At 65.2% G+C, this 25,346-nt stretch carries 27 protein-coding genes and 1 tRNA gene; 19 read left to right on the top strand and 9 right to left on the bottom strand.

Going from position 1 to position 25,346, the window contains the following annotated elements; all coding sequences use genetic code 11:
- The first annotated feature begins 22 nt into the window (after positions 1 to 22).
- Entirely contained in the window at positions 23 to 2,143 is a 2,121-nt protein-coding gene (gene malQ / locus AC07YR_RS01215) for a 4-alpha-glucanotransferase (RefSeq protein ID WP_494732825.1), read from the top strand.
- Between the two features lie 16 nt (positions 2,144 to 2,159).
- On the opposite strand, the gene AC07YR_RS01220 is transcribed toward malQ, so the two are convergent.
- The 3 genes from AC07YR_RS01220 to AC07YR_RS01230 all read right to left on the bottom strand — a co-directional run bounded on the left by AC07YR_RS01220 (position 2,160) and on the right by AC07YR_RS01230 (position 5,185).
- A complete protein-coding gene (locus tag AC07YR_RS01220; protein ID WP_494732826.1) occupies positions 2,160 to 3,056 on the bottom strand; it encodes an HNH endonuclease in 897 nt (298 codons plus the stop codon).
- Positions 3,057 to 3,114: 58 nt separating this feature from the next.
- A complete protein-coding gene (locus tag AC07YR_RS01225; protein WP_494732827.1) occupies positions 3,115 to 3,486 on the bottom strand; it encodes a SpoIIAA family protein in 372 nt (123 codons plus the stop codon).
- Positions 3,487 to 3,883: 397 nt separating this feature from the next.
- Entirely contained in the window at positions 3,884 to 5,185 is a 1,302-nt protein-coding gene (locus AC07YR_RS01230) for a class I SAM-dependent methyltransferase (RefSeq protein ID WP_494732828.1), read from the bottom strand.
- 226 nt (positions 5,186 to 5,411) lie between these two features.
- Here AC07YR_RS01230 and AC07YR_RS01235 point away from each other — a divergent pair, with 226 nt between their 5' ends.
- Positions 5,412 to 5,594, top strand: a complete 183-nt coding sequence (locus AC07YR_RS01235) for a hypothetical protein (protein ID WP_028269234.1) — start codon at positions 5,412 to 5,414, stop codon at positions 5,592 to 5,594.
- A gap of 81 nt (positions 5,595 to 5,675) precedes the next feature.
- Here AC07YR_RS01235 and AC07YR_RS01240 read toward each other — a convergent pair whose 3' ends face one another.
- Complete coding sequence (locus AC07YR_RS01240) at positions 5,676 to 5,867, bottom strand: hypothetical protein (RefSeq protein WP_055805752.1); 192 nt, start codon at positions 5,865 to 5,867, stop codon at positions 5,676 to 5,678.
- Complete coding sequence (locus AC07YR_RS01245; RefSeq protein WP_436057685.1) at positions 5,864 to 6,337, bottom strand: hypothetical protein; 474 nt, start codon at positions 6,335 to 6,337, stop codon at positions 5,864 to 5,866. The genes AC07YR_RS01240 and AC07YR_RS01245 overlap by 4 nt, the downstream gene beginning before the upstream one ends.
- Before the next feature lie 113 nt (positions 6,338 to 6,450).
- Here AC07YR_RS01245 and AC07YR_RS01250 point away from each other — a divergent pair, with 113 nt between their 5' ends.
- The 4 genes from AC07YR_RS01250 (at position 6,451) to AC07YR_RS01265 (ending at position 9,088) form a co-directional block, all read left to right on the top strand.
- A complete protein-coding gene (locus tag AC07YR_RS01250; protein WP_436057686.1) occupies positions 6,451 to 6,954 on the top strand; it encodes a hypothetical protein in 504 nt (167 codons plus the stop codon).
- A gap of 124 nt (positions 6,955 to 7,078) precedes the next feature.
- Positions 7,079 to 7,831, top strand: a complete 753-nt coding sequence (locus tag AC07YR_RS01255) for an HNH endonuclease family protein (protein WP_494732829.1) — start codon at positions 7,079 to 7,081, stop codon at positions 7,829 to 7,831.
- A 77-nt stretch (positions 7,832 to 7,908) separates the two neighbouring features.
- Positions 7,909 to 8,466, top strand: coding sequence for a Pr6Pr family membrane protein (locus AC07YR_RS01260; protein ID WP_494732830.1), 558 nt, complete (start codon positions 7,909 to 7,911; stop codon positions 8,464 to 8,466).
- Entirely contained in the window at positions 8,459 to 9,088 is a 630-nt protein-coding gene (locus AC07YR_RS01265) for a hypothetical protein (RefSeq protein WP_494732831.1), read from the top strand. Before AC07YR_RS01260 ends, AC07YR_RS01265 begins: the two co-directional genes overlap by 8 nt.
- Before the next feature lie 130 nt (positions 9,089 to 9,218).
- Here the strand turns inward: AC07YR_RS01265 and AC07YR_RS01270 are convergent.
- Positions 9,219 to 9,301, bottom strand: a tRNA-Leu gene (locus AC07YR_RS01270).
- 165 nt (positions 9,302 to 9,466) lie between these two features.
- Between AC07YR_RS01270 and AC07YR_RS01275 the strand changes: the two genes are divergently transcribed.
- Both AC07YR_RS01275 and AC07YR_RS01280 read left to right on the top strand, forming a co-directional pair.
- Positions 9,467 to 10,771, top strand: a complete 1,305-nt coding sequence (locus AC07YR_RS01275) for a M20/M25/M40 family metallo-hydrolase (RefSeq protein WP_494732832.1) — start codon at positions 9,467 to 9,469, stop codon at positions 10,769 to 10,771.
- 46 nt (positions 10,772 to 10,817) lie between these two features.
- Positions 10,818 to 11,981 carry an acyl-CoA dehydrogenase family protein gene (locus AC07YR_RS01280; protein WP_494732833.1) on the top strand — a complete coding sequence of 388 codons (1,164 nt, stop codon included), beginning with the start codon at positions 10,818 to 10,820 and terminating at the stop codon, positions 11,979 to 11,981.
- A gap of 49 nt (positions 11,982 to 12,030) precedes the next feature.
- Here AC07YR_RS01280 and AC07YR_RS01285 read toward each other — a convergent pair whose 3' ends face one another.
- Positions 12,031 to 12,264, bottom strand: coding sequence for a DUF5703 family protein (locus AC07YR_RS01285; RefSeq protein WP_055805730.1), 234 nt, complete (start codon positions 12,262 to 12,264; stop codon positions 12,031 to 12,033).
- Positions 12,265 to 12,303: 39 nt separating this feature from the next.
- On the opposite strand from AC07YR_RS01285, the gene AC07YR_RS01290 reads away from it, so the two are divergent.
- The gene (locus AC07YR_RS01290) at positions 12,304 to 12,567 is read left to right on the top strand and encodes a hypothetical protein (protein ID WP_055805727.1); all 264 of its coding nucleotides are present in this window, start codon (positions 12,304 to 12,306) and stop codon (positions 12,565 to 12,567) included.
- 42 nt (positions 12,568 to 12,609) lie between these two features.
- On the opposite strand, the gene AC07YR_RS01295 is transcribed toward AC07YR_RS01290, so the two are convergent.
- Positions 12,610 to 13,545 (bottom strand): aldo/keto reductase, encoded by a 936-nt coding sequence (locus AC07YR_RS01295; protein WP_436057693.1) that lies wholly within the window; start codon positions 13,543 to 13,545, stop codon positions 12,610 to 12,612.
- A 52-nt stretch (positions 13,546 to 13,597) separates the two neighbouring features.
- On the opposite strand from AC07YR_RS01295, the gene AC07YR_RS01300 reads away from it, so the two are divergent.
- Together AC07YR_RS01300 and mshC are read left to right on the top strand one after the other, a co-directional pair.
- Positions 13,598 to 14,431, top strand: coding sequence for an undecaprenyl-diphosphate phosphatase (locus AC07YR_RS01300; RefSeq protein ID WP_055805723.1), 834 nt, complete (start codon positions 13,598 to 13,600; stop codon positions 14,429 to 14,431).
- A gap of 15 nt (positions 14,432 to 14,446) precedes the next feature.
- Entirely contained in the window at positions 14,447 to 15,724 is a 1,278-nt protein-coding gene (mshC, locus tag AC07YR_RS01305; protein ID WP_494732834.1) for a cysteine--1-D-myo-inosityl 2-amino-2-deoxy-alpha-D-glucopyranoside ligase, read from the top strand.
- A 13-nt stretch (positions 15,725 to 15,737) separates the two neighbouring features.
- On the opposite strand, the gene AC07YR_RS01310 is transcribed toward mshC, so the two are convergent.
- The gene (locus AC07YR_RS01310; protein ID WP_028269220.1) at positions 15,738 to 16,643 is read right to left on the bottom strand and encodes a PAC2 family protein; all 906 of its coding nucleotides are present in this window, start codon (positions 16,641 to 16,643) and stop codon (positions 15,738 to 15,740) included.
- Between the two features lie 211 nt (positions 16,644 to 16,854).
- On the opposite strand from AC07YR_RS01310, the gene AC07YR_RS01315 reads away from it, so the two are divergent.
- The 8 genes from AC07YR_RS01315 to prcA all read left to right on the top strand — a co-directional run bounded on the left by AC07YR_RS01315 (position 16,855) and on the right by prcA (position 25,346).
- Entirely contained in the window at positions 16,855 to 17,556 is a 702-nt protein-coding gene (locus AC07YR_RS01315; protein ID WP_494732835.1) for an HAD family hydrolase, read from the top strand.
- Entirely contained in the window at positions 17,525 to 18,736 is a 1,212-nt protein-coding gene (locus tag AC07YR_RS01320) for a site-2 protease family protein (RefSeq protein WP_436057696.1), read from the top strand. The genes AC07YR_RS01315 and AC07YR_RS01320 overlap by 32 nt, the downstream gene beginning before the upstream one ends.
- 103 nt (positions 18,737 to 18,839) lie before the next feature.
- The gene (locus tag AC07YR_RS01325; protein ID WP_055805714.1) at positions 18,840 to 19,907 is read left to right on the top strand and encodes a tRNA (adenine-N1)-methyltransferase; all 1,068 of its coding nucleotides are present in this window, start codon (positions 18,840 to 18,842) and stop codon (positions 19,905 to 19,907) included.
- Positions 19,908 to 19,989: 82 nt separating this feature from the next.
- The gene (gene arc, locus AC07YR_RS01330) at positions 19,990 to 21,771 is read left to right on the top strand and encodes a proteasome ATPase (RefSeq protein WP_494733022.1); all 1,782 of its coding nucleotides are present in this window, start codon (positions 19,990 to 19,992) and stop codon (positions 21,769 to 21,771) included.
- A gap of 50 nt (positions 21,772 to 21,821) precedes the next feature.
- A complete protein-coding gene (gene dop, locus AC07YR_RS01335; RefSeq protein ID WP_494732836.1) occupies positions 21,822 to 23,441 on the top strand; it encodes a depupylase/deamidase Dop in 1,620 nt (539 codons plus the stop codon).
- An 83-nt stretch (positions 23,442 to 23,524) separates the two neighbouring features.
- Positions 23,525 to 23,728, top strand: a complete 204-nt coding sequence (locus tag AC07YR_RS01340; protein ID WP_028269214.1) for a ubiquitin-like protein Pup — start codon at positions 23,525 to 23,527, stop codon at positions 23,726 to 23,728.
- Positions 23,729 to 23,815: 87 nt separating this feature from the next.
- Positions 23,816 to 24,637: a proteasome subunit beta gene (gene prcB, locus AC07YR_RS01345; RefSeq protein WP_494732837.1), complete on the top strand. Its 822-nt coding sequence runs from the start codon at positions 23,816 to 23,818 to the stop codon at positions 24,635 to 24,637.
- Position 24,638: 1 nt separating this feature from the next.
- Positions 24,639 to 25,346 (top strand): proteasome subunit alpha, encoded by a 708-nt coding sequence (gene prcA, locus AC07YR_RS01350; protein ID WP_055805706.1) that lies wholly within the window; start codon positions 24,639 to 24,641, stop codon positions 25,344 to 25,346.

The following is a 25,346-nucleotide window of genomic DNA, read 5'->3' on the forward strand; positions in this document are numbered from 1 at the left end:
AACGGGACAAGAAACCACAGGAATGGCCGATGAACTGCTTCGCAAACTGGCGGCAGCCCGCGGCGTGAGCACCTCCTTCCGCGGCTGGGATGGCAGGCAACATCCCGTCGCGGCCGGGACGCTGCACGGCGTATTGGCTGCACTGGGGGACCGAACCGGGACAGTTGATGACCTCCATGGCGCCCTGCGCGATGCGGAACAGGCGCCGTGGCAGCGTCTCCTCCCGCCGTCGGTCGTTTCGAGGGAAGGCCGCGAAATCCACGTTGCCGTCCACGTCCCGCACGGAACACCCGTCAGTGTGTGGGCGGTAACGGAGGATGGGAACCGAGTGGACGCCGAGCAGCGGGACAACTGGGAGGAGCCTCGTGAAGTGGACGGCACGCTCACCGGCCGGGCGTCCTTTGCCATTTCCGGCGATCTGCCCCGGGGCTGGCACACCCTGCATGCCGACGCTGGCGGGGAACTCGCGGAATGTGCCCTGGTCATTACGCCCGAGCGGCTGGAGACCACCCGGCGTCTGGCGTCTGACCGGCAGTGGGGGCTGACAGCCCAGCTATATTCGGTCCGGTCGTCCCGTTCATGGGGCATCGGCGATTTCTCCGACCTTGTGGACCTTGCTGCGATTGCAGGAAAGGACGGCGCGGGTTTCGTCCTGGTGAATCCCCTGCATGCGGGGGAACCCCGGCCTCCTATCGAGGATTCGCCGTATCTGCCCACCACCCGCCGTTTCTTCAACCCGCTCTATATCCGCGTTGAGGACGTGCCAGAGTACGGATACCTGGACCCTGAAGCCAGGGCAGGCATCGAGAAGAACGCGGCATTGCTCCACACCGCCAATACGGCGGACGGCCTGCTGGACAGAAACGCCAGCTACCAGGCCAAGCTCGAGGCACTTGAGCTCATTTTCAAGGTCCGCCGCAGTCCCGGCCGTGTCGGCATGTTTGAAAACTTCTGCGCAGCGGAAGGCAAGGGCCTGGATGACTTCGCACTGTGGTGCACGCTCGCAGAGCGACTGCCGCCGTCGGCGCCCGAGTGGTCCGGCGAGGCACTGTCACCGGAGACCCCGTACTGCGACAACGTGCGGCTTGAGCAGGCGGACCGGCTGGAGTTTTACCGCTGGATGCAGTGGATCTGCGACGAGCAGCTGGCTACCGCCCAGCGGACGGCCAAACAATGCGGGATGGCCATCGGCATCGTCCATGACCTGGCGGTGGGCGTCAAGACAACGGGAGCAGACGCGTGGATGCTTCGCGGGGTGCTCGCCCAGGGTGTGACTGTCGGTGCCCCGCCGGACGTCTTCAACCAGCAGGGACAGAACTGGACCCAGCCGCCGTGGCACCCCGGACGGCTGGCGGCGGCCGGGTATAAGCCGTACCGCGACATGCTGCGGACGGTACTCCGCCATGCAGGCGGCATCCGCGTCGACCACATCCTTGGACTCTTCCGCCTCTGGTGGATCCCGGAAGGAGCCGGTCCGGACGAGGGCACGTATGTGTACTACGACCATGAAGCCCTCATCGGGATCCTGGCCCTTGAAGCCCAGCGGGCTGGTGCGACCGTTGTCGGTGAGGACCTTGGCGTGTTCGAGCCGTGGGTACGGGATTACCTGACGGAGCGGGGGATCCTGGGCACGTCCATCCTGTGGTTCGAACACAATGAATCAGGTCCGCTGTCCCCGGAGGAATACCGTCAACAGTGCCTGACCAGCGTCAACACCCACGATCTGCCACCGACGGCGGGTTACCTTGCGGGTGAGCACGTGACACTCCGCGAATCATTGGGCCTGCTCCTGCGCCCGGTCGAAGAGGAGCGGGCAGAGGCAGCGGCCGAACAGGAGTCCGTGCTGGCCCTTGTCCGCGAACGCGGGCTGCTTCCTGATTCGTCGGCGGACGTTCAGCGCACCGTCGAGGCGCTGTACGCCTTCACCGCCCTGACGCCGTCTGCCCTGCTGGGTGTCGCCCTTGTGGACGCCGTCGGGGAAACCCGTACGCAGAACCAGCCGGGAACAGACGCGGAACACCCTAACTGGCGCATCCCGCTTGCGGGGCCGGACGGTCCGGTGCTCATCGACGATCTGCCGGAAAACGGCCGCTTCAATTCTTTGGTGGGTGTGGTCCGGAACGCGCTCAAGGCGTCCGGCTAAGCCCGCCAGGGCATTCCTAGCGTTCTGGTCCCGGCGGATGCCCGGGATCAGTCCTTGCCGGTCCCAGGATCCGCAGTGCCTCGTTTTGCGACTCAACTTCCGCGGGGCGGAGGGTCTGTCCGCGCATGAAGCCGGCACCGGCCAGCATCTGGCGCAATTCCGAAAGCGCCCGCGGCGTAGTCACACCGATGTGCGCCATGGCATGGCAGTTAGCGCAGAGCGGCACCAGATCCGTGACGGGATCCAGCCGGTAGTTGCTGTCGAGCATCGAAAACGGCACGGTGTGGTGGACGTCGATGAAGTCCCTGCCGGCTTCGCCGTACGCGATTTCAAAGGAAAAGCCGCAGGCGGCACAGCTGGTCCCGTAGTGGGCGATGCAGGCGCGCCGCGCCTCCGGATTCCGTTCGTACCGATTCACCACAACTGTGCTGACCGCCCACGCAGGGTAGCTCCCTGGCAGCGGAAAGGTCGTCTCCTGAATCGGCGCCGGGCCTTCAAGCCGCCAGAGGTCACGGACCCGGGCTTCTGCGGCCGGGTCCACGACCTGGCCGTTGCGGACGTCGTTCCACGGCACTTCGGGAAGGTTAGTGCTGAGGGTCTCCAGCCCCACCTGGTCGCCGAGGGGAAGGAGGGAGTCGAACGCGACAATCAGGGGGGACAAAGGCCTTCCGGCAGCTCCGGAGCGCGGTCCGGGGCAGCGCCCCGCAGAGATCACCACGCCGTGCCCAAGCAGGCCCCGCCAGTTCTTTCCCCGCAACAGCAGCCAGGCGTCCGATCCATCGGGGATACCGGCCGCGCCCGCAACGCTCCAAACACTGTGGGACTGCCCGGTTTCCTGCACCTGCACGACGACGGATGTGTAGTTCCAGTCGTCCTCACGGTCCTGGTTCCACACCAGGAAGATGGCTGTCATGCGCCCATTCTTTCAGGGCTACCGCTGAGTGAACCCATTGGCCCTCCGAAGCGGAAGTTCACCCGCTGACGGAATGAAGCCAGTTGAGTGCTTCGTCCTCGTCCGTGAAGTACTCGCTCGGACAGGCCGGCAGCGGGAGACCCAGCAGGCCGTGGGCAATGACTCGGTCCACGGGAGTGCTGCCCAGGATGGCGAACGCGCTGACAGTGACCGCCGAGCTGTACACGCTGATCGCTTCCCTGCTGACTGAGCCCACGCCTGTGATCTCCAGTAGCACGCCGCCCCGCGTGCCCCCGGTCAACGCCAGCAGTTCCTCCCTGGTGCGCTGCCCGTCCTCCTCCGTGATCCGGGCGCTGGGCCGGAGGGTGATCCGCGATATGCCCTGGCTTACACGGCCCACGCTGACATTGGCCCCGGTGTTGTGTGTCATTGACTCCCCCAAAGGGGCAGTGCCCAGTGCAGCCGGGCGGCTGCAATTCCCCCGGCGTTTCAGGGCCGGGAAACCTGCCCCGGCGTCAATCTAACGGGGCAGGCCACCGTTGTCCATCAACCACGCAGGTTGCCACCGCGCATCATTTGCGGGGGACATGGTGATGCTCAAGAACATAGTCTGCAATCGCCAGCGCCGAGGTGTCCGCGGGGGAGGGGGCGTTCCGTAGGAGCGTTACCGGGCCCACTTTCTCGATCGCAAAGTCGTCAAGGAGGCTGCCGTCCAGTGACCATGCCTGGGCGCGGCGTGTGCGATCGCGATGCCGCCTCCAATGATGCCTACGCGTTCAGTCATTGATCCCGTCTTCCGGCCCGTTTCTTAGCTGAATTACACTCCATCAGATCCATGCGTGCCGCCGTAGCGGCGGTTCCGCTCCGCCGGGGCGTTGCACGAGCACCTGGTTCACTCCGGTCAGTCCGTCCTCGAAGCCCAGCGCACTGGCGGCCATGTAGAGCCTCCAGATCCGTGCCCGCCCGGGGCTGGCGGCGCTGACGGCCTCATCCCAGTGCTGCTCCAGGTTTCGCACCCAGGCCCGGAGGGTCAGGGCATAGTGCCGGCGAAGCGCTTCGACGTCGAGCACTTCGAGTCCGCCGGACTCCAGCGCACCGATCATGTCCGCGAGGCTGAGCATTTCGCCGTCGGGGAAGACGTAGCGGGGTATAAACGAGTCCGGGTCCGGGCTCGTCGGACCCGCATTCCAGGAGATGGCGTGGTTAAGGAGCCGACCGCCGGGACGCAGCAGTCCGTGGAGCTGGGATACGTAGCGGGAAATCTGTTCGCGGCCCACGTGCTCGGACATGCCGATGGAGCTGATCGCATCAAACGGGCCATCGTCCACGTCACGGTAATCCTGGACCCGGATGTCCACGCGGTCTGTCAGGCCGGCGTCCGCCACACGTTTGCGGGCAAGCCCCGCCTGTTCGTTCGAAAGGGTCACCCCTACGACATCGACGCCGAAGCGCTGGGCTGCGTGGAGGGCGAAACTGCCCCAGCCGCAGCCGACGTCCAAAACCCGCATGCCGGGCCGCAGTCCCAGCTTCCGGCAGACCAGGTCGATTTTGGCTTCCTGGGCCGCTTCCAGGCTGTTCGGGCCCGCAGATTCGTCCGTTTGGTCGTTCCAGACAGCGCAGGAGTAGACCATTGAGGGACCCAGGACGAGGGCATAGAAGTCGTTGCCCACATCGTAGTGATGCGAGATCGCTGCGGCATCGCGGCTCTTGGAGTGGCGCCGTCCGTGCCGGTGGATCTTGGATTCCTCCGGTGGCGGAGCAGGATTCGGACCAATCGCGCCCACCCTGACTGCGGTCTTGGCGAGTGTCCACGCTTCCTTTGCCGTCAGCGGCGGAAACGGCCCGGGCTCGGCGAACTTACCGGCCGAACTCAGCGCCGCGAAGCTGGCGAAAACGTCCCCCGGCGCGTCGATGTCCCCGGCTACGTAAGCCCGGCTGAGGCCCAGTTGCCCGGGCGACCAAATGATACGTCGCAGGGCCCGCTTGGAGCGGAACTCGAGGACCGGGGCGTCCTCCGGACCTGCCTCCGAACCGTCCCAGGCGCGCAGCCTCAGCGGGATCCCTTCAGTGCCGAGGACTACGGCCAGTGCTTCGGCCAGCCGTGATGCCACACCCGTTGTCTTCGCCATGTGCATTGCCTCTCATCCAAACTGAAACTGCTGCCTGCCCGTTCCTCATCCATGGTGGCGTGAGCTCCCTGCCGGTCCCCACGCACCTGTGGTTGTTCAATCTATGGTGCAACTCCCGACGGTGTCTTGGGCCTAACGACACCCCCTGACCTTCGGTCCAAAAACTGTCGACCCGCGCGCAAATTGGGAGGAGGATTAAAGGGCATTCACTATGAGGAGGTCAGGGATGTGCTATCCGTATAACAAGGACTTCCGGAGGGACATTCGGAAAGAGGACTCGAGGGAACCTGAGAAGCAGCCCGAGCCACGCGTCGAGGCGAAGGACTTCAAGTTCTGGGCCTTCCCGCGCCGGGAACGGAAGTTCACAGGTTCAGAGCCGGTGGTGGACCGCACCCCCGAGAAGGTCTAACGGAACCTGGACAAAGAAACAAGAAAAAGGCCCCGCTTTGCGGGGCCTTTTCTGTGGGCACTGGCTTCGTGGGGCTCCAGCCTAAAGGTCTTCCTTGGAGAGCGCCTTGGTCTCAGCCGGGGTGGACCGGCCCAAACGTTCGTCGAGTGCAACCCGCAGCCTTGCTGCGGCCACCTGGACCCTGTGCTCCGAAGGGGTCAGTTGCTTATCGCGGGACGCGGAGACGTGACGGGGTGTCCGGGATTTCTTTTGTTCCGGTGTGCTGGTGCTCATGGCCTTCCCTCCTCCGTTCGGTCCGTGCTCGTTGTTCCATTGTCGCCGATTGGTTCCGCGGAGTCCACGGCGTCGACGTCCTCGTCCCACGTGCCGTCGCCGCCGTTGGCCTCGGTCACCGATTGCCACGCAATATCCAGCAGCTCAAGCTCTTCTTCCCGGGCGAGGTCGCTCCGTGCGAGTACCGCAAGCGATGCCAGGCCAAGGGCCTTGGCATCCTCGTCGCCGTCGAGGGCCTTATCCAGTGCCCACTGCGTGCGTTTCCACCACTCGGCCCGGTCGTCGGCCCGTGTCCTTTGCCTGAGTGCCTGCGCGTCCGCCACAGCTTTTTGCCGCAGGGTCCGCCAGCCGATGAAAGCGGCAAGGACGGCACCGGCCAGGACCGCCAGCGGCCCCAGTGCGGCAACGATCTGCCACCACTCGGCAGGGGCCGAAAGCGCAGCTTCAAGGGGGGCAGGGGACAACGTCACATGTCCAGCCTAGGCCTTGGACGCCTGCCGGGCCGGCATTTTGGAAGCTGCAGCAGCGAGTCTCCTGACCCGTCGCGCCATTGGCCGGTACCGTTTATTTGGGGGTGCATGACATGGAGAACGGAGTTACGGACCGGCTGTGGGACAAGGCCGTGCAGGAGTTCATAGCCGCCTGCCGGCAGGAGAAGCTGAGCGACATTGCATTGACCAATGAAGGCCTGGACAACGGGCAGCAGCTGGCCGTGTCCGCCACGTATCTGTCCAGGAAAGGTCGCAGCGTGCCCGTCGGATTCCGATGGACGGCTGCAGAGTCCGGCCTCGCGGCCGAAATCTACGTGGGTAAGGCCAAAGCCCCCGCCGGCCTGGAGCTTGACGGACTGTTCAGGCTCGCGTTGCGAGCCGGCCTGTGGATGGAGCGGCGGCATGTCGCCTTTGCGCTCCTCGCGGTCACAGACATTCACTCAACGGCCGACGGCGTCCGCGGCCGCCTTGAGCTTGAGTACCTGAAGACGCTTGCCGGCGAAGGATCAGTTACACAGGCGCGGGACCTGACCCTGCAGACGCTCAACGATCTCGCGTACCTCTACGGCTCCCGCTCGGCATACGGCACGCCCTAGGCCCCGCCGTGTGCTTGTTGCGGACGGCGGCACTAAGCCGACTGGACTGCTGTGACGGGCGCCACCCCCACGCCTGCCAAGTCAGTGCCCGCAGCGGCGATAGCCTGAGCTGGACTCCGTATCAATGAAGGACAAGACGATTCCACGCCGCAGCTCCAAAGCACTGACCCTTGTGACAGCCGTTGTACTACTGGGAGGCCTGGCCGGCTGCGGCGCCGCGGAATCCGCCGGAACCGCAATCGCGGAAGCCCTCCGCAGCGCCGCACCTTCTGTTGACGGGAAAAATCCGGCCGCACAGCCGGCCATCGACCCCGATGAGATCGCTGCCGCCGTCGCCCGGCTCGCTTCCATCCCGGTGAAGGGGCGCGCTCCGAAGACCGGCTACAGCCGCGACCGGTTCGGTCCCGCCTGGGCTGACACGGACCACAACGGCTGCGACACACGCAACGACATCCTGGCCCGGGACCTGACCGGAGAGACGTTCAAACCCGGCACTCACGACTGCGTAGTTGCCACCGGAACCCTGGCTGACAGATACACCGGCAAGACAATCCGGTTTGTCCGCGGCGCGGACACCAGCTCGGCTGTCCAGATAGACCACATCGTGCCGCTGTCCCTGGCCTGGCAGACCGGAGCACAGCAGATCAGCGACGACCAGCGCAGGGAGTTCGCCAACGATCCCCTGAACCTCATGGCCGCCGACGGGACTTCCAACATGGCCAAGTCCGACAAGGACGCCGCCACCTGGCTTCCGCCGAACAAGGCCTTCAGGTGCGAATATACAGTCCGGATCACCGCGGTGAAGGCAAAGTACAAGCTTTGGGTCACCCCGCCCGAGCACGACGCGATCCAAGGCATCCTGACCGACTGCGCGTGATCCCGGGCGATGGCCCCGTTCCATCACCGGTACTTTTGACTCTGGGGACCGTCCACCCTTGGCACCACACTGGTGCAATGAGTGTGCTGCTGACACTGGTTCCCCCGGTTGAACGCAACGTGGGCGCCAACCGGGCCCTGCATCCGCACCGTCCGTGGATCCGCTTGGCGCGTGGCGGGGCCGGACTGGCCATGCTCGCCGCCCTCGCCCAGGAGCTCTTCGACGCGACGCAGCCCGGCAACTCCATCGACATTCCCCAGCTCATCTCCCACTTCACGTTCCAGTCGAACCTCGTCCTTGGGCTCGTGCTGCTTGTGTCGGCCGCACGCCCGCGGGTAGTCGCGGCGCTCGACTGGCTCCTCGTCACCTGCACCGTCCGTGGTCCGTGGCAGCGGCCCCTCCTGTGGCTCTGCTACCCGGTCGCATTCCTGATCTTCTCGTGGGGGCGCGGCGCCCTCGACGGCTGGTATCCCTACGACTTCCTGGACCCGAGGCTCGACGGCGGCTGGCCGGCAGTGATCGCCACGAGCGCCCAGGTGCTCGCAGCGTTCCTCATAGCCGGGGTGCTCGTGCATCTGGCCGGCAACGCCCGGGTAGGCCTCGCCCGCGAGGCCGGAAATGAACCCCATGCCTAGTCACCACTCCTGGCCAACCCGACTCGGGGTCATGCTCGTGGCAGTGCCCGCGCTGTTCCTCGCCGCGTGCTCCCAGCCTGCGGGCCAAAGCGGGCAGACCTCGTCGTCTGGCCCCTCCTCCGGCACGGGCAGCCCGGCCTGCAATCTCATCACCCCGGAGATTGCGGCGAAGGTCGAACCCGGGCTCATGCCTGCCGGCCAGAACAGCCCGGCCAGGCCGCCAGGCAGCAAGGCGTACCTGTGCACCTATTCGAGCAAGTCAAAAGAGGGAGGTCTGACGGCCCTGTCGGTGGCACTCACGTCTCCCGCGTCGGCCGCCGACATCTCCAAAGCCAAGTCGACGCCGGATTGCTCACCGGTCACCGGCATCGGCGACTTCGCATGCCTGCAGTGGACGGGATACTTCCGGGGTGAGGCCGGCGGCGCTTCCGCGAATGTCGTCCTCACAGCAGTCCGTGGCAACGAGACCCTCGAGATGCCCTACGTGGCATCACCGCCCATGGCCGGTTCCGGCGTCCCGGACGGCGACGCGATGGCCCGCGCGCTCTCGCAGGCTGCAGTGGACGCCGGCTGGGGCAACGGCGCTGCACTCAGCGTCCCCGCCGCTCCGCCGGCGGGTTAGCCCGGGCGGGTTAGCCACGGGCGGGTCATCACGATGCCGGCATGTTTCAGGAGCTCTCGTCATGCCATCATGCGCGCGACATCACAGAAAAAAACCCCCGGAATCCTTGGATTCCGGGGGTTTTCCCTTGTGCGCGGAGGGGGACTTGAACCCCCACCCCCTTTCGAGGACTAGCACCTCAAGCTAGCGCGTCTGCCATTCCGCCACCCGCGCAGGTGGTAATTCGGAGATCGTTTCCGCCTTTCAGCGTTTTGGATTTCTCCGAAGCAGCGAGAAAGACTCTAGCACGACTTTTCCGGAAACAAATAATCGAGGGTTGGAGGGGGCTTGTGGGTAGGCTGAAACCAGCAATCAGGCCGCCCCCACGAGGAGTGAAACATGACTGAAGTACGCCCCGAGGATGAAGTTGTCAGGATCTGCCAGGAACTGATCCGGATCGACACTTCGAACTACGGCGACGGAACAGGACCGGGGGAGCGTGCGGCCGCGGAATACACCGCAGGCCTCATCACCGAAGTGGGGCTGGACGCGGAGATTTTCGAATCGGCGCCCGGCCGCGCGAACGTTGTCACGCGGATTGCGGGCGAGGACCCCTCGGCCAGCGCCCTGGTGGTTCACGGGCACTTGGACGTTGTACCTGCACTGCGGGAACAGTGGTCAGTGGATCCCTTCGGAGCCGAGCTCAAGGACGGCCTGATCTGGGGCCGCGGAGCCGTGGACATGAAGGACATGGACGCCATGATCCTCTCCGTCATGCGGAACTTTGCCCGGACCGGGCGCAAGCCCAAGCGGGACCTGATCTTCGCGTTCTTCGCCGACGAGGAGGCTGGCGGTACCTATGGCGCCCGCTACGCCGTCGAGAAGCGTCCCGAACTCTTCGACGGCGCCACCGAGGCGATCTCTGAAGTCGGAGGCTTCTCCGCCACCATTGGCGGCCAACGCACGTACCTCCTGCAAACCGCAGAAAAGGGGCTCTCCTGGCTGCGGCTGGTGGCCCACGGCCGGGCGGGCCACGGTTCGCAGATCAACACCGATAACGCCGTGACACGCCTCGCCAGTGCCGTGTCCCGCATCGGCGAGTACAAGTGGCCGGTGGAGCTGACGCCGACCACCCGGCAGTTCCTCGACGGCGTGACGGAACTCACGGGCGTGGAATTCGATCCGGACGATCCGGAGAAGCTTCTCAAGGAGCTCGGAACCGTGGCGCGCTTCGTGGGCGCCACGCTGCAGAACACCACCAACCCGACGCTCCTCAAAGGCGGGTACAAGCACAACGTCATTCCCGAGTCGGCCGAGGCCCTGGTGGATTGCCGGACGCTTCCGGGCCAGGAACAGCAGGTGCTTGAGATCGTCAGGGAACTGGCAGGCAAAGGTGTAGAGGTGTCATACGTCCACAACGACGTGTCCCTTGAGGTGCCGTTTGCCGGCAACCTCGTGGACTCCATGGTTGACGCCCTGCACGCCGAGGATCCCGGCGCCAAGGTCCTTCCCTATACGCTGTCCGGTGGTACTGACAACAAGTCCCTGAGCAGGCTGGGTATCACCGGGTACGGCTTTGCCCCGCTCCAGCTCCCGGACGAGCTCGATTTCACCGGCATGTTCCACGGCGTGGACGAACGGGTCCCCGCAGACTCACTCAAATTCGGCGCCAGGGTGCTGGACAGGCTGCTGACCACCTACTGAACCCCACCCTGTTCCCAAACCACAGAAAGCTGACCTAAGCCAGGCCATGACACCGGACCAGATCCTCACCGAGCCCCTGCTGGAACGCATCCGGGGCCGTGCCGCACACTACGATCGGGAGAACTCGTTCTTCACAGAGGATCTGGAGGAACTCGCCGCAGCGGGATACCTCAAGATTTTTGTGCCAGCTTCCGACGGCGGACTGGGCCTTGGGCTTGCGGCGGCAGCGCAGCTGCAACGGAAGCTGGCGACGGCGGCCCCCGCCACCGCGCTGGCGGTCAACATGCATCTGGTGTGGACCGGCGTCGCCCGTGTGCTGGCAGCCCGCGGTGATTCGTCTCTGGACTTTGTCCTCCAGGAGGCCGCGCAGGGGGAGATCTTCGCTTTCGGGAATTCGGAGGCAGGCAACGACTCGGTGCTGTTCGATTCACGGACTGTGGCCACCCCGCATGCCGACGGCAGTTACAGCTTCACCGGGCGGAAGATCTTCACCAGCCTCTCTCCGGCGTGGACCAGGCTCGGGATCTTCGGCAAGGACAATTCGGCCCGGGCAGGCGAAGGCGAACTCGTCCACGGATTCATCTCCAGGGACACCGCCGGCTACGAAATCCTTGACGACTGGGACACCTTGGGTATGAGGGCCAGCCAGTCGAACACCACGGTGCTGGACGGCGCTGTGGTGCCCGCGGACCGGATCTTCCGGAAACTTCCGGTGGGACCGAACGCGGACCCGCTGATTTTCGCGATCTTCGCCTGCTTCGAGACCCTGCTGGCCGCGGTCTACACCGGCCTGGGAGAACGTGCACTGGAGCTGGGCGTCGACGCCGTCAAACGCCGGACGTCCTTCAAGAATGACGGGCGGAGCTACGCCCAGGATCCTGACATCCGCTGGAAGGTGGCGGAGGCCGCCATGGCGATGGACGCCCTATATCCCCGGCTGGCCGAACTCTCCCGCGACGTTGATGGCCTGGCGGATCACGGCGGCCAGTGGTTTCCCAAGCTCGTTGGCCTCAAGGTCCAGGCTACGGAAACTGCGCGCACGGTGGTGGACCTGGCAATCCGGGTCTCCGGAGGCTCCAGCTACTTCCGGGGGACTGAACTCGAACGGCTCTACCGCGACGTGCTCGCCGGGATGTTCCACCCCTCGGACGACGAGTCGGCGCACAACACCGTGGCCAATGCCTGGCTGGGGCCACTGGAGACGCCATAGCACCGGCCGTGCTGAATTGCGCCGGCACTACTAATCGGGGGGCCGGGCGCTACACCGTCCGCTGGACCTGAATGACTTTCCGGCGGAGCCAGAAGCGCCGTCCGCCGCCCAGATAGAGGACGCTGCGCTCCAGTTCCCATTTGCCGTACTCGGAGTGTTCAACCAGGCGCCGCCGGGCTTCCGGCAGCGAATCGTCAGGGCTGACCGTCAGTACGAGGTACTCGTACTGCCTCGCGTAGTCCCGCTCCCGCTGGACTGAACTGCTCAGAAAATGTTCTTTCATTGCTCTCCATTTTCGTCCATTTCCGACTAACGTGAAGTCATGAGCATCGATCCGCGTGTCGCGCTTCAGTCCCTGACCACAGCCCTTGAAGAACACCTGATCGCAGCCTCCGCCCGGCGGGGTGAAGGAGACCCAACGGTCGAAGCGGCGTTCTTTGCCGTTGCTGATGCCTTCGAAGTCTATGACGATTCACTCTACGAGGCCTACGGCGAAGTGACTCCGCTGGAGGTTATCGACGATGTGGATGACGACGACGAGCAGGATGCCGAGGACGACGAGGACCTCGAAATCGTCCAGGACTGACTACGGGCGCCGGCCCGCCCCAATGCTCACTAGTCGGACTGCCTACTCCGGCGCGGAAACGTCTTCCAGCGCCCGGGCGATTTCCGCAGGAACGTGAGTCAGTTGCGCGTCCAGGATCTCCTTGAGCTGCACGGGGGACCTGGCCCCCACGATTGCGGTGGCCACGCCGTGCTGCGACAGCAGCCAGCTCAGGGCAACATCGACCGGTGACCGGCCGAGTCCCCGCGCGGCCATCGCCACGGCCTCCACAATCCTGGACGCAGGCTGCCCCAGATACGGCTCCACGTAGCTGGCCAGCCTCTTCTGCGACGCCCGCGAATCCGCAGGAATGTGCCCGCGGTACTTGCCGCTCAGCACTCCGCGGCCCAGGGGTGCCCAGGCAAACAAGCCCAGGCCGGCGTCCTCGATGGCCGGAATGAGCTCGGATTCAGGCTTGCGTTGGAGCAACGAGTACTCCGACTGGCTTGCCACCAGCGGGAAGCCGGCCACCGCCGCGGCCTTGGCCGTCTGCCACCCTGTGAAGTTCGACACACCGGCATACCGGGCGCGGCCTGAGCGCACGGCAAATTCCAGGGCCGACAGCGTCTCCTCGAGGGGGACGTTGGCATCCCACGCCTGCGCAAACCAGATGTCGACATAGTCGGTGCCGAGCCGGGCGAGGCTGGCATCAAGCCCGGACAACATCCCGTTACGGGAGGTATCGACGCTCCGCCGGCCGTCCGACGTCGAAATTCCCGCCTTGGTGGAAATCACCACCTCCGACCGGGACACGACGTCGCCAAGCATGGACCCCAGGAGGGCCTCCGCCTGGCCGTCGGCGTAGGACGCGGCAGTGTCGATCAGGGTTCCGCCGGCGTCAACGAACGAACGCAGCAGTTCGGAGGCGTCCTGCTCATCCGTCTCCCGTGCCCACGACATGGTTCCAAGGGAGAGTGAGGACACGCGCAACCCACTGTTGCCGACATAACGCTGCTGCATAGCAGTTAGCTTACGGGGATTCACCCGGGTCCATGACGTAGGGTCTATAAACGTGAACTGGTTTGAAGCGGCCCTGCTGGGTCTTGTCCAAGGGCTGACCGAATTCCTCCCGATTTCCTCAAGCGCCCACCTGCGCATCGTCGGTTCGTTCCTTCCCAATGCGGCGGACCCGGGAGCAGCGTTTACGGCCATCACGCAGCTCGGAACCGAGACTGCGGTGATCATCTACTTCTGGCGCGACATCGTCCGGATCGTCAAGGCCTGGTTCGGCTCCCTGACGCGGCGCGTGCCGTCCGACGACCCGGATGCCCGCATGGGCTGGCTGGTCATCCTGGGCAGCCTTCCCATCATCGTCCTAGGCCTGATCTTCCAGGACCAGATTGAGTCCGTCCTCCGCAGCCTCTGGATCGTGGCCACCATGCTCATCGTCTTCGGCCTCATCCTCGCCGTGGCGGATGCTGTAGGCCGCCAGGAGCGCGACCTGACGAACCTGACGTACAAGCACGGCATCCTCTACGGGTTCGCGCAGGCGATGGCGCTTATCCCCGGCGTGTCGCGCTCCGGCGGAACCATTACGGCTGGCCTGCTGATGGGATACACCCGCGAAGCCGCGGCCCGGTATTCGTTCCTCCTCGCCATTCCGGCAGTGTTCGGCAGCGGCCTCTACCAGCTGTACAAGGTCGTATCCAAGGAAGGGATCACGGGCCCCTTCGGCCTGCCGGAAACAGCCTTGGCCACCGTGATAGCCCTCGTTGTTGGCTACGTCATCATCGGCTGGTTCCTGAAGTTCGTCTCCACCCGCAGCTACCGGCTCTTCGTCTGGTACCGCATCTTCCTGGGGCTGGCGCTGTACTTACTGCTCGGTTTCAATGTCATCAGCGCCTAGCACTAGGCTTGGTCTGTGAAATCCTGGATCTCCCGCCCTGTCCCTCAGCTACCGGGCCGAATGCCCGCTGTTCGGATTTTCGACACCGCCGAGGGGGCCTACAGCACCCTGGCGGCGACCGGTGAGCAATCACTTTATGTCTGCGGAATCACCCCGTATGACGCCACCCACATGGGGCACGCGTCCAGCTATGTCGCCTTCGACCTGCTGAACCGTGCGTGGCGGGACGGCGGCCAGCGCGTCGCCTATGTCCAGAACGTGACCGACGTCGACGACCCACTGCTCGAGCGGGCAACGGCCACGGGCGTGGACTGGCGCGACCTTGCCGCGAGCCAGATCGACCTCTTCCAGACCGACATGGCGGCCCTGAACGTTTTGGCGCCCGACCACTACGTCGGGGCGGTCGAAGCCATCCCGGAAATCGTTCCCGCGATCGAGCGCCTCCTGCACCTGGGCCTGGCCTACCGCGTCGCCGGCACTGCCGGTGAGCCGGACGGCGACGTCTATTACGACGTCGAGGCCGCCAGCAAGCAGTCAGCAGACGCCGGGGCCTGGACACTGGGATCGGTGTCCGGGCTCTCCGAAACCGAGATGCTTGAACTCTTCGCGGAACGTGGCGGCGACCCCGGCCGCGGAGGCAAGCGGCAGGCCCTTGACCCGCTGCTTTGGCGGGTGGCCCGTGCCGGGGAACCCAGCTGGCCCGGCGGCGAACTGGGGGAGGGCCGGCCCGGCTGGCACATTGAGTGCACGGTCATCGCGCAGAAATACCTTCCCGCACCGTTCACCGTGCAGGGTGGCGGATCAGACCTGATCTTCCCGCACCACGAGATGGGCGCTGGTCACGCCTATTCGCTGGCCGGGGTTCCCTTGGCACAGCACTTCGCCCACGCCGGAATGGTGGGACTCGACGGCGAAAAGATGAGCAAGTCCAAGGGAAACCTGGTGCTCGTATCCAAACTCCGGGCTGCCGGCGAGGAACCCGCGGCCATCCGCCTCGCAATCCTCGCCCACCACTACCGCACTGACTGGTCGTGGACGGACGCCGGCTTCGCCGAAGCAAAGGCCAGGCTGGAGGAGTGGCGCAACGCCCTGACAATGGCCCCGCAAGGATCAGCCGCGGCCCTTATCGCCGAAATGCGGGCCCAGCTCGCGGACGACCTCAATGCCCCCGGCGCACTCTCGGCCGTGGACCGCTGGGCCGCCGACGCGCGGAAGCGGTCGGTTGCCGGCTCGCCGATGGACCAGGCGCTGGTCAGTGACGCCGTTAACGCACTGCTCGGCGTCGAACTCTAGACCTCGCCAGGCCCTACTGTTTGTCCTTGCCGCGGCGCTTGAGGTACCGCTCGAATTCGCGGGCAATCGACTCCCCGCTTGCTTCGGGAAGGTCCGCGGTGTCCTTGGCCTCTTCCAGTTGCCGCACGTAAGCAGCAATCTCCGGGTCTTCCGTGGCGAGCTCATCCACCCCGCGCTCCCAGGCATCCGCCTCTTCCGCAAGTTCGTGCGTATCGAGCGGCACTTGGAGCAATTCCTCAATCCGGTGAAGGAGGGCGAGCTGCGCCTTGGGCGAGGGGGCCTGGGCGACGTAGTGCGGTACCGCCGCCCAGAGGGACACGGTCGGCAGCCCCGCAAGCAGCGCCACTTCCGAGAGCACGCCGACAATACCCACCGGTCCCTCGTACTGCGATGCCTCCAGGTTCATCCGTTCCCGCAGCGCGCTGTCGTCCGTGGACGTGCTCACCGGAATCGGACGGCTGTGGGGCACGTCGGCGAGCAGGGCGCCCACCAGAATGACGTAGTCCACGTGCAGCGCCTCGGCATGGACCAGCAGCTCAGCCGTGTAGGCCCGCCACTTGTAGGACGGCTCCGTGCCCTGGACAAAGATCACATCGACATTCGCGTCCGGGGCACTGGCCTTGTAGATCCGCGTGGACGGCCATTTGATTTTGCGTTCCCCGGATGAGGTACGGCGGATGGTGGGCCTAGTGAACTGGAAGTCGTAATATTCGTCAGCGTCAATCGAGGCCACCTTCTTGCCGCCCCACAATTTGTTCAGGTAGCGCAGGGCGTCGCTCGCTGCTTCACCGGCATCGTTCCACCCCTCGAAGGCGGCGAGCATTACAGTGATGCGCTGGCCTTCTGGCACGGGCTGCAGCAGCCGTTCCGGCTCGGGCGTGGCACCCGGTTCGCTGGTGTCTCCGTCGAAGCTATTCATTTCTTCACCCTACGTCCAAGACCCCGCCGGGTGCATGGAATGAAGCGCCACAAATCTTCGGCGGGCCGCATCCGTACCGCGCCACACCGCAGCGTCCCGCAGGATATTCGCCAAGGGCGTACTGCCGGCTTGCTCCGGATGTCAGCACCGTAGACTTGGAGCCATGCGATCCTCAGCCTCCCAGCCTCTTCTCAAAGCCGCTTTATGGGACATGGATGGCACCATCGTCGACACCGAGCCGTACTGGATCGAAGCCGAGCATGCGCTCGTCGCAGCCCATGGCGGGCAGTGGTCCCATGCCCAGGCCATGCAGCTGGTGGGACAGTCCCTGGTTTTCTCCGCCGGCGTTCTCCAGAAGGCCGGAGTCAAGCTTGAGGCCCGGGAGATCATCGACTCACTGACAGCCCAGGTCGTCAGCAAAGTCCGCAAGTCCGTTCCGTGGCGGCCGGGAGCCCGTGAATTGCTGGACCAGCTCCACGAGGAAGGTGTCCGGTGCGCCCTGGTGACGATGTCCGAAGGGCCCCTGGCGCGCGAGGTGGTCGCGGCGCTGCCGAAGCCCTACTTCGAATTCCTGGTCACCGGGGACACCGTCACCCACGGCAAGCCCCACCCCGAGGCTTACCTGAAAGCCGTTGAACTTCTGCAGCAGGAAGACCCCGCGCTCACCATCCACGACTGCGTGGCGCTGGAAGACTCAGCACCGGGAGTTGCTGCTGCCATGGCCTCGGGAGTAGTCACCGTGGCGATCCCGCACATCGTTCCGCTGCCCGCCGACCCCGCCCGGGCCACCTGGCATTCCTTGGAAGGACGCACCGTGAGCGACCTGCAGCAGCTGGTGGCCCGCCGGGGCGACTTCGCGGCGGGGGACATCGGCCTGGAGGATGCAGCAGTCCGGAGCCACGGCCTTGACTGAACCTACGCGCGGCGGGGACCCGAAGGCACCCAACGGCCGCAGGGAAGGCATATCACTGGGCCGCATCGCAGGGATCCGGGTGGTCCTGGCTTATTCGTGGTTCATCATCGCCGCGTTCACGGTGATTGTTTACGGACCCGTGCTCGAAGGGCAATACCCGGATATGGGCATCGCAGCCTACTACGTGGCGTTCGCCTATGCGCTTCTCCTGCTCATCTCAGTCCTGGTCCATGAGCTCGCGCACGCCCTGACGGCCAAGATCTTCCACTGGCCCACGGAGAAGATCGTACTCAACCTCTGGGGCGGCCACACCCAGTTCGAGGGCTTTACCGCCACGCCCGGACGCTCGGTGCTGGTGGCCATGGCCGGGCCTGCTGCGAACTTGGCCCTGGCCGGCGCCGGCTGGCTGTTCATCCTCGCCGCGGACCCCTCCGGTGTGGCGGGCATCCTGTCCAACATCTTTGTCTGGGCGAACATGCTCATCGGCATCTTCAACGTCCTCCCCGGCCTTCCCCTCGACGGCGGCCGCTTGGTAGAGTCCGCCGTCTGGAAAGCCACGGGAAGCCAGGAAAAGGGCACCGTGGCCGCAGGCTGGGCAGGCCGGATCATCGTCATTGGCCTCGCTGTCTGGTTCGTCCTGCTTCCGCTGGCGCGCGGTGACCGCCCCGACGTGTCGCTGATGCTCATCACGGTACTCGTGGGCAGCTTCCTCTGGATGGGGGCCTCGGCTTCCATCCAGCACGGACGGCTCCGCAGCCGGCTGCATCTCGTCAACGCCGCCGCCCTCGCCGAACCGGCCATCGGAATCCCGGAATCCTCCACGGTGGCCGACATCCTTCGGCTGTCCCCCCAGGGAACTCCGGTCATTGTCCTGTGCGGACCGGACGGACGGCCCGCGGGAATCGTCTCCGATGTCGCCGTCGCCTCCGTTCCTGCGGGGTCGGCAGCAGTGACGCCGGCAACCGCGGTCTCGCACGCCCTCGGAGCAGGCGCCTACGTGCCCGAGTGGTCCCAGGGCCAGGAACTGGTGCAGTTCCTCGCCCAGCTCGAAGGACAGGAGTACGCAGTGGTCGATCACCACGGCAGGGTGACCGGCCTGCTCCGCCAATCCGCCGTAGTGACTGCCATTACAGGCAAGGAAATGCGCCGCGGCGGGCGCGCCAAGGCGCAGAACCGGTAGAGTTACCTGCCGGTCGTGAAATACCGGCGCCCCGGGCCCGGCGACTGGTGCCAGGCCATCCTGATGCACGGCCACACAGGTTTACAAAAGCGAGGAATATCCCATGAGCAGCGAAACTGCCGCCAACAACATCACGCCGGTCGACACCGCAGACGCCGCCGGCACCACCGGGGCAACGCCGGTGGGCGCTGCCCGGCGTCGCGGACCGTTCCGCGAGGGCGAACGTGTGCAGCTGACTGACGAGCGCGGCCGGATGAACACCATCACCCTGGAGGCCGGGGGAGCATTCCACACCCACCGGGGCTTCCTCAACCACGATGAAATCATCGGCAAGGTGGACGGTTCAGTGGTCACCAACAACGTGGGCCAGCAGTACCAGACCCTGCGCCCGCTGCTCTCGGACTTCGTGCTGTCCATGCCCCGCGGAGCTGCTGTGGTGTACCCCAAGGACGCCGGCCAGATCGTCACCATGGCGGACATCTTCCCCGGCGCCCGCGTGGTGGAGGCCGGCGTAGGTTCAGGCGCGTTGTCGATTTCGCTGCTGCGCGCCGTCGGAGACAACGGCTACCTGCATTCCTTCGAACGCCGCGAGGAATTCGCGGACATCGCCCGCGGCAACGTGGAAACGATCTTCGGCGGCCCGCACCCCGCCTGGAAGATTTCCCTCGGCGACTTCCAGGAGGAAGTGGTCCGCAGCGAAGCTCCCGGTTCAGTGGACCGCGTGGTGCTGGACATGCTGGCACCGTGGGAATGCCTCGACGCGGTTGCCACGGTCCTTGCCCCCGGCGGTGTCTGGATCAACTACGTGGCAACCGTGACACAGCTGTCCAGGACGGCGGAGGCCATCCGTGCCGACGGCCGCTTCACCGAGCCCGATGCCTGGGAATCCATGGTCCGCGGCTGGCACCTGGAAGGCCTGGCTGTGCGGCCGGACCACCGCATGGTCGCCCACACCGGCTTCCTGCTGGTCACGCGCAGGCTCGCTGACGGCGTCACCGGCATCTCGGTGAAGCGGCGGCCGTCCAAGACCGACTTCAACGAAGAGGACGTCAATGCCTGGACTCCGGGCGCAGTGGGGGAGCGGCTCGTCTCGGACAAGAAACTCCGCCGCGCTGCCCGCGATGCAATTGCCGGAACCAATGTGAAGGACGATCCGGAGGTCACGAACTAGTCCGTATTTCGGATGTCTCCAGCAGTACCCGGCTTCTTGGGGCTATGGTCTTAATAGAAGCGCAGGAAGGGGCTGATGCATGATGGAAACTCCGAACAACGACTCCTCATGGACACCGGACGAAGCCGCAGGGGCTGTGGAACCTGAGAATGCCCGCTATGTGGCAAACGAACTCTCAGTTGCAGACCGGCAGGTGAACATCCTCCGGGACAAACTGCGGCACATAGACCGCCAGCTTGCTGCCGCGACGCAGAACAATTCAAAACTGGTGGGCATGCTGGAAACCGCGAAGGCGGAAATCCTGCGTCTTAAGAACGCCCTGGACCAGGAGGGCCAGCCGCCCTACAGCTTTGGCACCATTCTGCAGCTGAACCCCAAACGGCAGCCCACTGCCGGCAACAGCGGGCAGGCCGCCACGGAAGAGTCGGTGGATATCTTCAACGCCGGCCGCAAAATGCGCGTCGGCGTGAGCCCTCTGGTGAACATGAACCAGCTGGCCGTGGGGCAGGAAGTCCTCCTCAACGAAGCCCTGCTGGTGGTAGCCGGACTCGGCTACGAACGCGCCGGAGAACTGGTCACGCTCAAGGAAATGCTGGGCACGGACCGTGCCCTGGTGGTGGGTCGCGCTGACGAGGAGCGCGTCATCCGCCTGTCGGGGGCATTGATGTCGGAAAAGCTCCGCGTCGGCGACGCCCTTTCCATCGATTCCCGGACAGGGTATGCCCTTGAGAAGGTTCCGCGCTCCGAGGTGGAGAACCTGGTGCTCGAAGAGGTCCCGGACATTACGTACGAGGACATCGGCGGCCTGGGCCCGCAGATTGAGCAGATCCGGGATGCCGTTGAACTGCCGTTCCTGCACCCGGACCTCTACCGCGAACACGGACTGAAGGCTCCCAAGGGAATCCTCCTCTACGGTCCGCCCGGATGCGGCAAGACGCTCATCGCCAAGGCGGTGGCCAATTCGCTGGCCGCACGGGCAGCCGAGCGGACCGGCAACGTGGACCTGAAGAGCTACTTCCTCAACATCAAGGGCCCGGAACTGCTGGACAAATACGTGGGCGAAACGGAGCGGCACATCCGCCTGATCTTCTCTCGAGCACGGGAGAAGGCATCGGACGGCAGCCCCGTCGTCGTGTTCTTTGACGAGATGGATTCGCTGTTCCGCACCCGCGGCACCGGCATTTCTTCCGACGTCGAAACCACCATCGTGCCCCAGCTCCTGAGCGAGATCGACGGTGTTGAACGCCTGGACAACGTGATTGTCATCGGCGCGTCCAACCGAGAGGACATGATCGACCCGGCCATCCTTCGCCCCGGCCGGCTGGACGTCAAGGTCAAGATCCAGCGTCCGGATGCGGAGGCCGCCGCCGACATCTTCTACAAGTACATCACCACGGACCTCCCGTTCCACGAGTCCGATCTCGCCGAACACGGCGGCGACGTACAGGAAACCGTCGATGCCATGGTCCAGCGCACCGTTGAAGCGATGTACTCCACCGAGAAGTCCAACGAGTACCTCGAGGTGACCTACGCCAACGGGGATACCGAGATGCTCTACTTCAAGGACTTCAACTCCGGCGCCGTTGTGCAGAACGTGGTGGACCGTGCCAAGAAGTACGCCATCAAGGACCTTCTGACCACGCAGCAAAAGGGCCTCCGCATCGACCACCTGCTGCGCGCCGTCGTCGACGAATTCCGTGAACATGAGGACATGCCCAACACCACCAATCCGGATGACTGGGCACGCATCTCAGGCAAGAAGGGTGAGCGCATCACCTACATCCGCACCATCGTCCAGGGCAAGGCAGGACAGGAGCCCGGTAAATCCATCGAGACAATGCCCAACACGGGCCAGTACCTGTGACGCCTCGCCGCGACGGGCTACCAGGGGGGCCGCTGCCGGTAGGCGGCGCCATGCGGGTGATGGGATCGGAGACGGAATACGGCATCCATGCCCCATCGGCCCCGGGCGCCAATGCCACGATGATGTCCGCCCGCGTGATCCAGGCTTACGCCCAGCTGACCCGGCAGCGCGCCGCCGGCGGCGCCGAAACCCGGTGGGACTACACCGATGAGGAGCCGCTGCACGATGCCCGCGGCTGGACGCTGGAGCGGAACCAGGCGGATCCCAGCCAGCTGACGGACCAGCCACCGGTCCTTGACGCCGAAGCGGTGGCGCTGGCCTACGGACGGCAAGAACTGGAGCAGGACGGCGAGGACGAAACCGGCTCGCTCCTGATGAACATGGTGCTGGGCAACGGCGCGCGCTTGTACGTCGACCACGCGCATCCTGAGTATTCCAGCCCTGAGGTCACGAGTCCCACGGATGCGGTCACCTGGGACGCCGCCGGGGACGTCGTTGCACTCTCCGCGGTGCGCAGAATGGCGACCGATCCGCAGCTGCCGCCGGTGAACCTCTACAAGAACAACACCGACAACAAATCGGTGTCCTACGGCTCGCACGAGAACTACCTCATGCCGCGAGTGGTCCCTTTTGGCGACATCGTCCGCGGGCTGACGCCGTTCTTTATCACGCGCCAGGTCATGTGCGGCGCCGGCCGCGTGGGCCTTGGCCAGGACAGCTCCCGGCCGGGGTACCAGATCAGCCAGCGGGCCGACTTCTTCGAGGCGGAGGTGGGCCTGGAGACCACCATCCGCCGGCCCATCATCAACACGCGGGACGAGCCGCACGCCACGGCGGACAAGTACCGCCGGTTGCATGTGATCATCGGTGATGCGAACCTCAGCCAGGTGGCCAATTACCTGAAGTTCGGCACCACGGCAATGGTGCTCAGCCTGATAGAGGCCGGGCTGGCACCACGCATCGAGGTCCACGAGCCGGTAGCTGCCCTCCAGACCGTCAGCCACGACACCTCGCTGACGGCCACCCTCCGGCTCCTGGATGGACGACGGGTCACGGCCCTGGACCTGCAGTGGATCTATTACGAAGCCGCCGCCAAGCTCGCCCAGGACACCGGAGTGGGCGATGCAGTGGACGGAGACGGCCATACCCACGCCCTCCTGGAACGCTGGGCGGCAACACTGACCGATCTCGACAGCAACCGAACCGCCGCTGCCTCGTCCGTGGAGTGGCTGGCCAAGCTTTCCCTGCTGGACGGATACCGGCAGCGGGACGGACTGGAGTGGAACGACGCCCGGCTGGGGCTTGTGGACCTGCAGTGGGCCGACGTCCGGCCGGAAAAGGGGCTGTACCACCGGATGCTCGCCCGGGGCCGCATGGACAGGATCGTCGACGACGAAACGATCGCCCGTGCGGTCACGGAACCGCCGTCGGACACGCGCGCCTATTTCCGGGGGCGCTGCGTCAGCAACTTCAGCAAAGACGTTGTCGGCGCCAGCTGGGACTCGGTAATCTTCGATGTCCCCGGCCACGGACGCCTCCAGCGAGTGCCTACCCGCGAGCCGTTGAGGGGCACGGAAGCCCTCACCGGAGGCCTGTTCGAGAGGCACAGGGACGCCGGATCGTTCCTGGCCGAATTGCTGGGACAAACTCCGCCTCCGCCACCGGCATAAAGCACCCCACCACGGCTTAAGGCGTGGCAATATGGGCTTACAGGATGTCCCCTCTCATCGGGGACGGAAAGAAGGAGAAGGAAATGGCAGGCCAGGAGCAGCAGCAGCCGCAGTCACGCGATGACGAATTCGAAGACGACGCCCCCGCCACGCCGCCCGCATCCGGGGACGCCCAGGCATCGGCAGCCACCCAGGGTGTGGACGATCTTCTTGACGAAATCGACGGCGTACTCGAATCCAACGCCGAAGAATTCGTCCGGGCCTTCGTCCAAAAAGGCGGCCAATAGGGCCCAGGCTGCCACCGCCTGAACCGAAGGGACGGCAGCCCGGACGGCCGAAGAGACGTTGACCCACCACGTTGAAGGAGTGCATCAGTGCAGGACACCACAGCCAACCAGGTAGCTGCCAACGCGACGTCATCATTCACTGAACACCTCCAACGCAACAGGCCCGGCTTACTTCCCTTCAACCAGCCACTGCCTGCAGCTTCCGCCGGTTCACAGCCGCTGCAGGTGCCGCACGCCACCACCATCGTCTCGCTGACGTACGGCGGCGGTGTCCTCATGGCCGGCGACCGGCGCGCCACAATGGGGAACGTCATCGCGAGCAGGCACATTGAAAAGGTCTTCCCGGCCGACCGGTACTCGGTGCTGGGAATTGCGGGCACCGCAGGCATCGCCATCGACCTGACGCGGTTGTTCCAGGTGGAACTGGAACACTACGAAAAGATCGAAGGAACGCTGCTGAGCCTCGAGGGCAAGGCCAACCGGCTCGGCGCAATGATCCGCGGAAACCTGCCGATGGCCATGCAGGGCCTGGCCGTGGTGCCGCTCTTCGCCGGCTTCGACCTGCCGGCGGGCATCGGCCGCCTGTTTTCCTACGACGTCACCGGCGGACGATATGAGGAGCAGGAACACCATGCCGTGGGTTCCGGTTCCATGTTTGCCCGGGGAGCCCTGAAGAAACTCTGGCGGCCGGGACTTACCGAGGACGAAGCGGTCGCTGTCGCCGTGGAAGCCCTCTACGACGCCGCGGATGACGACTCGGCAACTGGCGGGCCGGACCCCGTCCGGCAATTGTGGCCGGTTGTCTACACTGTGGGCCGGACAGGCGCCAGGCGCATCCCCGACCATGATCTGGCTGCCGTAGCGGGCGCCATCATCGAGGCCAGAACTGCCGCACGGCGGGAGGCCTGATATGACTCAACAGTTTTATGTTTCGCCCGAACAACTGATGAAGGACCGTGCGGATTTCGCACGGAAGGGAATTGCCCGGGGCCGCTCCGTCGTGGTGATCAGCTGTGAAGAGGGGATTGCCCTCGTCGCGGAGAATCCGTCGCCGTCGCTGCACAAAATCGGCGAAATCTACGACAAAATCGCTTTCGCCGCCGTCGGCAAGTACAACGAGTTCGAGAGCCTGCGCCAGGCGGGTGTCCGGTACGCGGATGTCCGCGGCTACTCCTATGACCGGGAAGACGTCACCGCCAGGGGACTGGCCAGCGTCTATGCGCAAAGCCTCGGCGCCGTGTTTACGGCCGAACAGAAGCCGTTCGAAGTTGAGCTCGCTGTGGCGGAAGTCGGGGGCAGTGCGGCGGACGACCACCTGTACCGGCTGACGTTCGACGGGTCAATCGCTGACGAAAAGCGCTTTATCGTGATGGGCGGCCAGGCCGACAAAGTCGCCGAGACCGTCGAGGGCGGGTGGCAACGGGAACTGAACTTCGCCGGTGCCATCAGGCTCGCTATGAAGGGGCTCGTCACGGACAAGGAGGCCGGCGAATTGCCGGCGTCAGCCTTGGAAGTGGCGGTACTGGACCGCGCCTCTGAGAGCACCCGGGGATCCCGGCGGGCTTTCCGGCGCCTCGGCGACGACGAAATCGCCGCCCTGTTGTCTGAGGAGAACTGA

It is taken from the genome of Arthrobacter sp. GW460-12-1-14-TSB2, assembly GCF_059423525.1.

Coding starts and splice junctions, on each gene's coding strand:
- AC07YR_RS01325 (WP_055805714.1), top strand. CDS start 18,840: ATGAGCAGCGAAACTGCCGCCAACAACATCACGCCGGTCGACACCGCA.
- prcA (WP_055805706.1), top strand. CDS start 24,639: ATGACTCAACAGTTTTATGTTTCGCCCGAACAACTGATGAAGGACCGT.
- malQ (WP_494732825.1), top strand. CDS start 23: ATGGCCGATGAACTGCTTCGCAAACTGGCGGCAGCCCGCGGCGTGAGC.
- AC07YR_RS01250 (WP_436057686.1), top strand. CDS start 6,451: ATGGAGAACGGAGTTACGGACCGGCTGTGGGACAAGGCCGTGCAGGAG.
- AC07YR_RS01310 (WP_028269220.1), bottom strand. CDS start 16,643: ATGAATAGCTTCGACGGAGACACCAGCGAACCGGGTGCCACGCCCGAG.
- AC07YR_RS01265 (WP_494732831.1), top strand. CDS start 8,459: ATGCCTAGTCACCACTCCTGGCCAACCCGACTCGGGGTCATGCTCGTG.
- dop (WP_494732836.1), top strand. CDS start 21,822: ATGCGGGTGATGGGATCGGAGACGGAATACGGCATCCATGCCCCATCG.
- AC07YR_RS01255 (WP_494732829.1), top strand. CDS start 7,079: ATGAAGGACAAGACGATTCCACGCCGCAGCTCCAAAGCACTGACCCTT.
- AC07YR_RS01225 (WP_494732827.1), bottom strand. CDS start 3,486: ATGACACACAACACCGGGGCCAATGTCAGCGTGGGCCGTGTAAGCCAG.
- AC07YR_RS01340 (WP_028269214.1), top strand. CDS start 23,525: ATGGCAGGCCAGGAGCAGCAGCAGCCGCAGTCACGCGATGACGAATTC.
- AC07YR_RS01235 (WP_028269234.1), top strand. CDS start 5,412: ATGTGCTATCCGTATAACAAGGACTTCCGGAGGGACATTCGGAAAGAG.
- AC07YR_RS01275 (WP_494732832.1), top strand. CDS start 9,467: ATGACTGAAGTACGCCCCGAGGATGAAGTTGTCAGGATCTGCCAGGAA.
- arc (WP_494733022.1), top strand. CDS start 19,990: ATGGAAACTCCGAACAACGACTCCTCATGGACACCGGACGAAGCCGCA.
- AC07YR_RS01230 (WP_494732828.1), bottom strand. CDS start 5,185: ATGGCGAAGACAACGGGTGTGGCATCACGGCTGGCCGAAGCACTGGCC.
- AC07YR_RS01295 (WP_436057693.1), bottom strand. CDS start 13,545: ATGCAGCAGCGTTATGTCGGCAACAGTGGGTTGCGCGTGTCCTCACTC.
- AC07YR_RS01240 (WP_055805752.1), bottom strand. CDS start 5,867: ATGAGCACCAGCACACCGGAACAAAAGAAATCCCGGACACCCCGTCAC.
- AC07YR_RS01260 (WP_494732830.1), top strand. CDS start 7,909: ATGAGTGTGCTGCTGACACTGGTTCCCCCGGTTGAACGCAACGTGGGC.
- AC07YR_RS01280 (WP_494732833.1), top strand. CDS start 10,818: ATGACACCGGACCAGATCCTCACCGAGCCCCTGCTGGAACGCATCCGG.
- AC07YR_RS01315 (WP_494732835.1), top strand. CDS start 16,855: ATGGATGGCACCATCGTCGACACCGAGCCGTACTGGATCGAAGCCGAG.
- AC07YR_RS01320 (WP_436057696.1), top strand. CDS start 17,525: ATGCAGCAGTCCGGAGCCACGGCCTTGACTGAACCTACGCGCGGCGGG.
- AC07YR_RS01290 (WP_055805727.1), top strand. CDS start 12,304: ATGAGCATCGATCCGCGTGTCGCGCTTCAGTCCCTGACCACAGCCCTT.
- AC07YR_RS01220 (WP_494732826.1), bottom strand. CDS start 3,056: ATGACAGCCATCTTCCTGGTGTGGAACCAGGACCGTGAGGACGACTGG.
- AC07YR_RS01285 (WP_055805730.1), bottom strand. CDS start 12,264: ATGAAAGAACATTTTCTGAGCAGTTCAGTCCAGCGGGAGCGGGACTAC.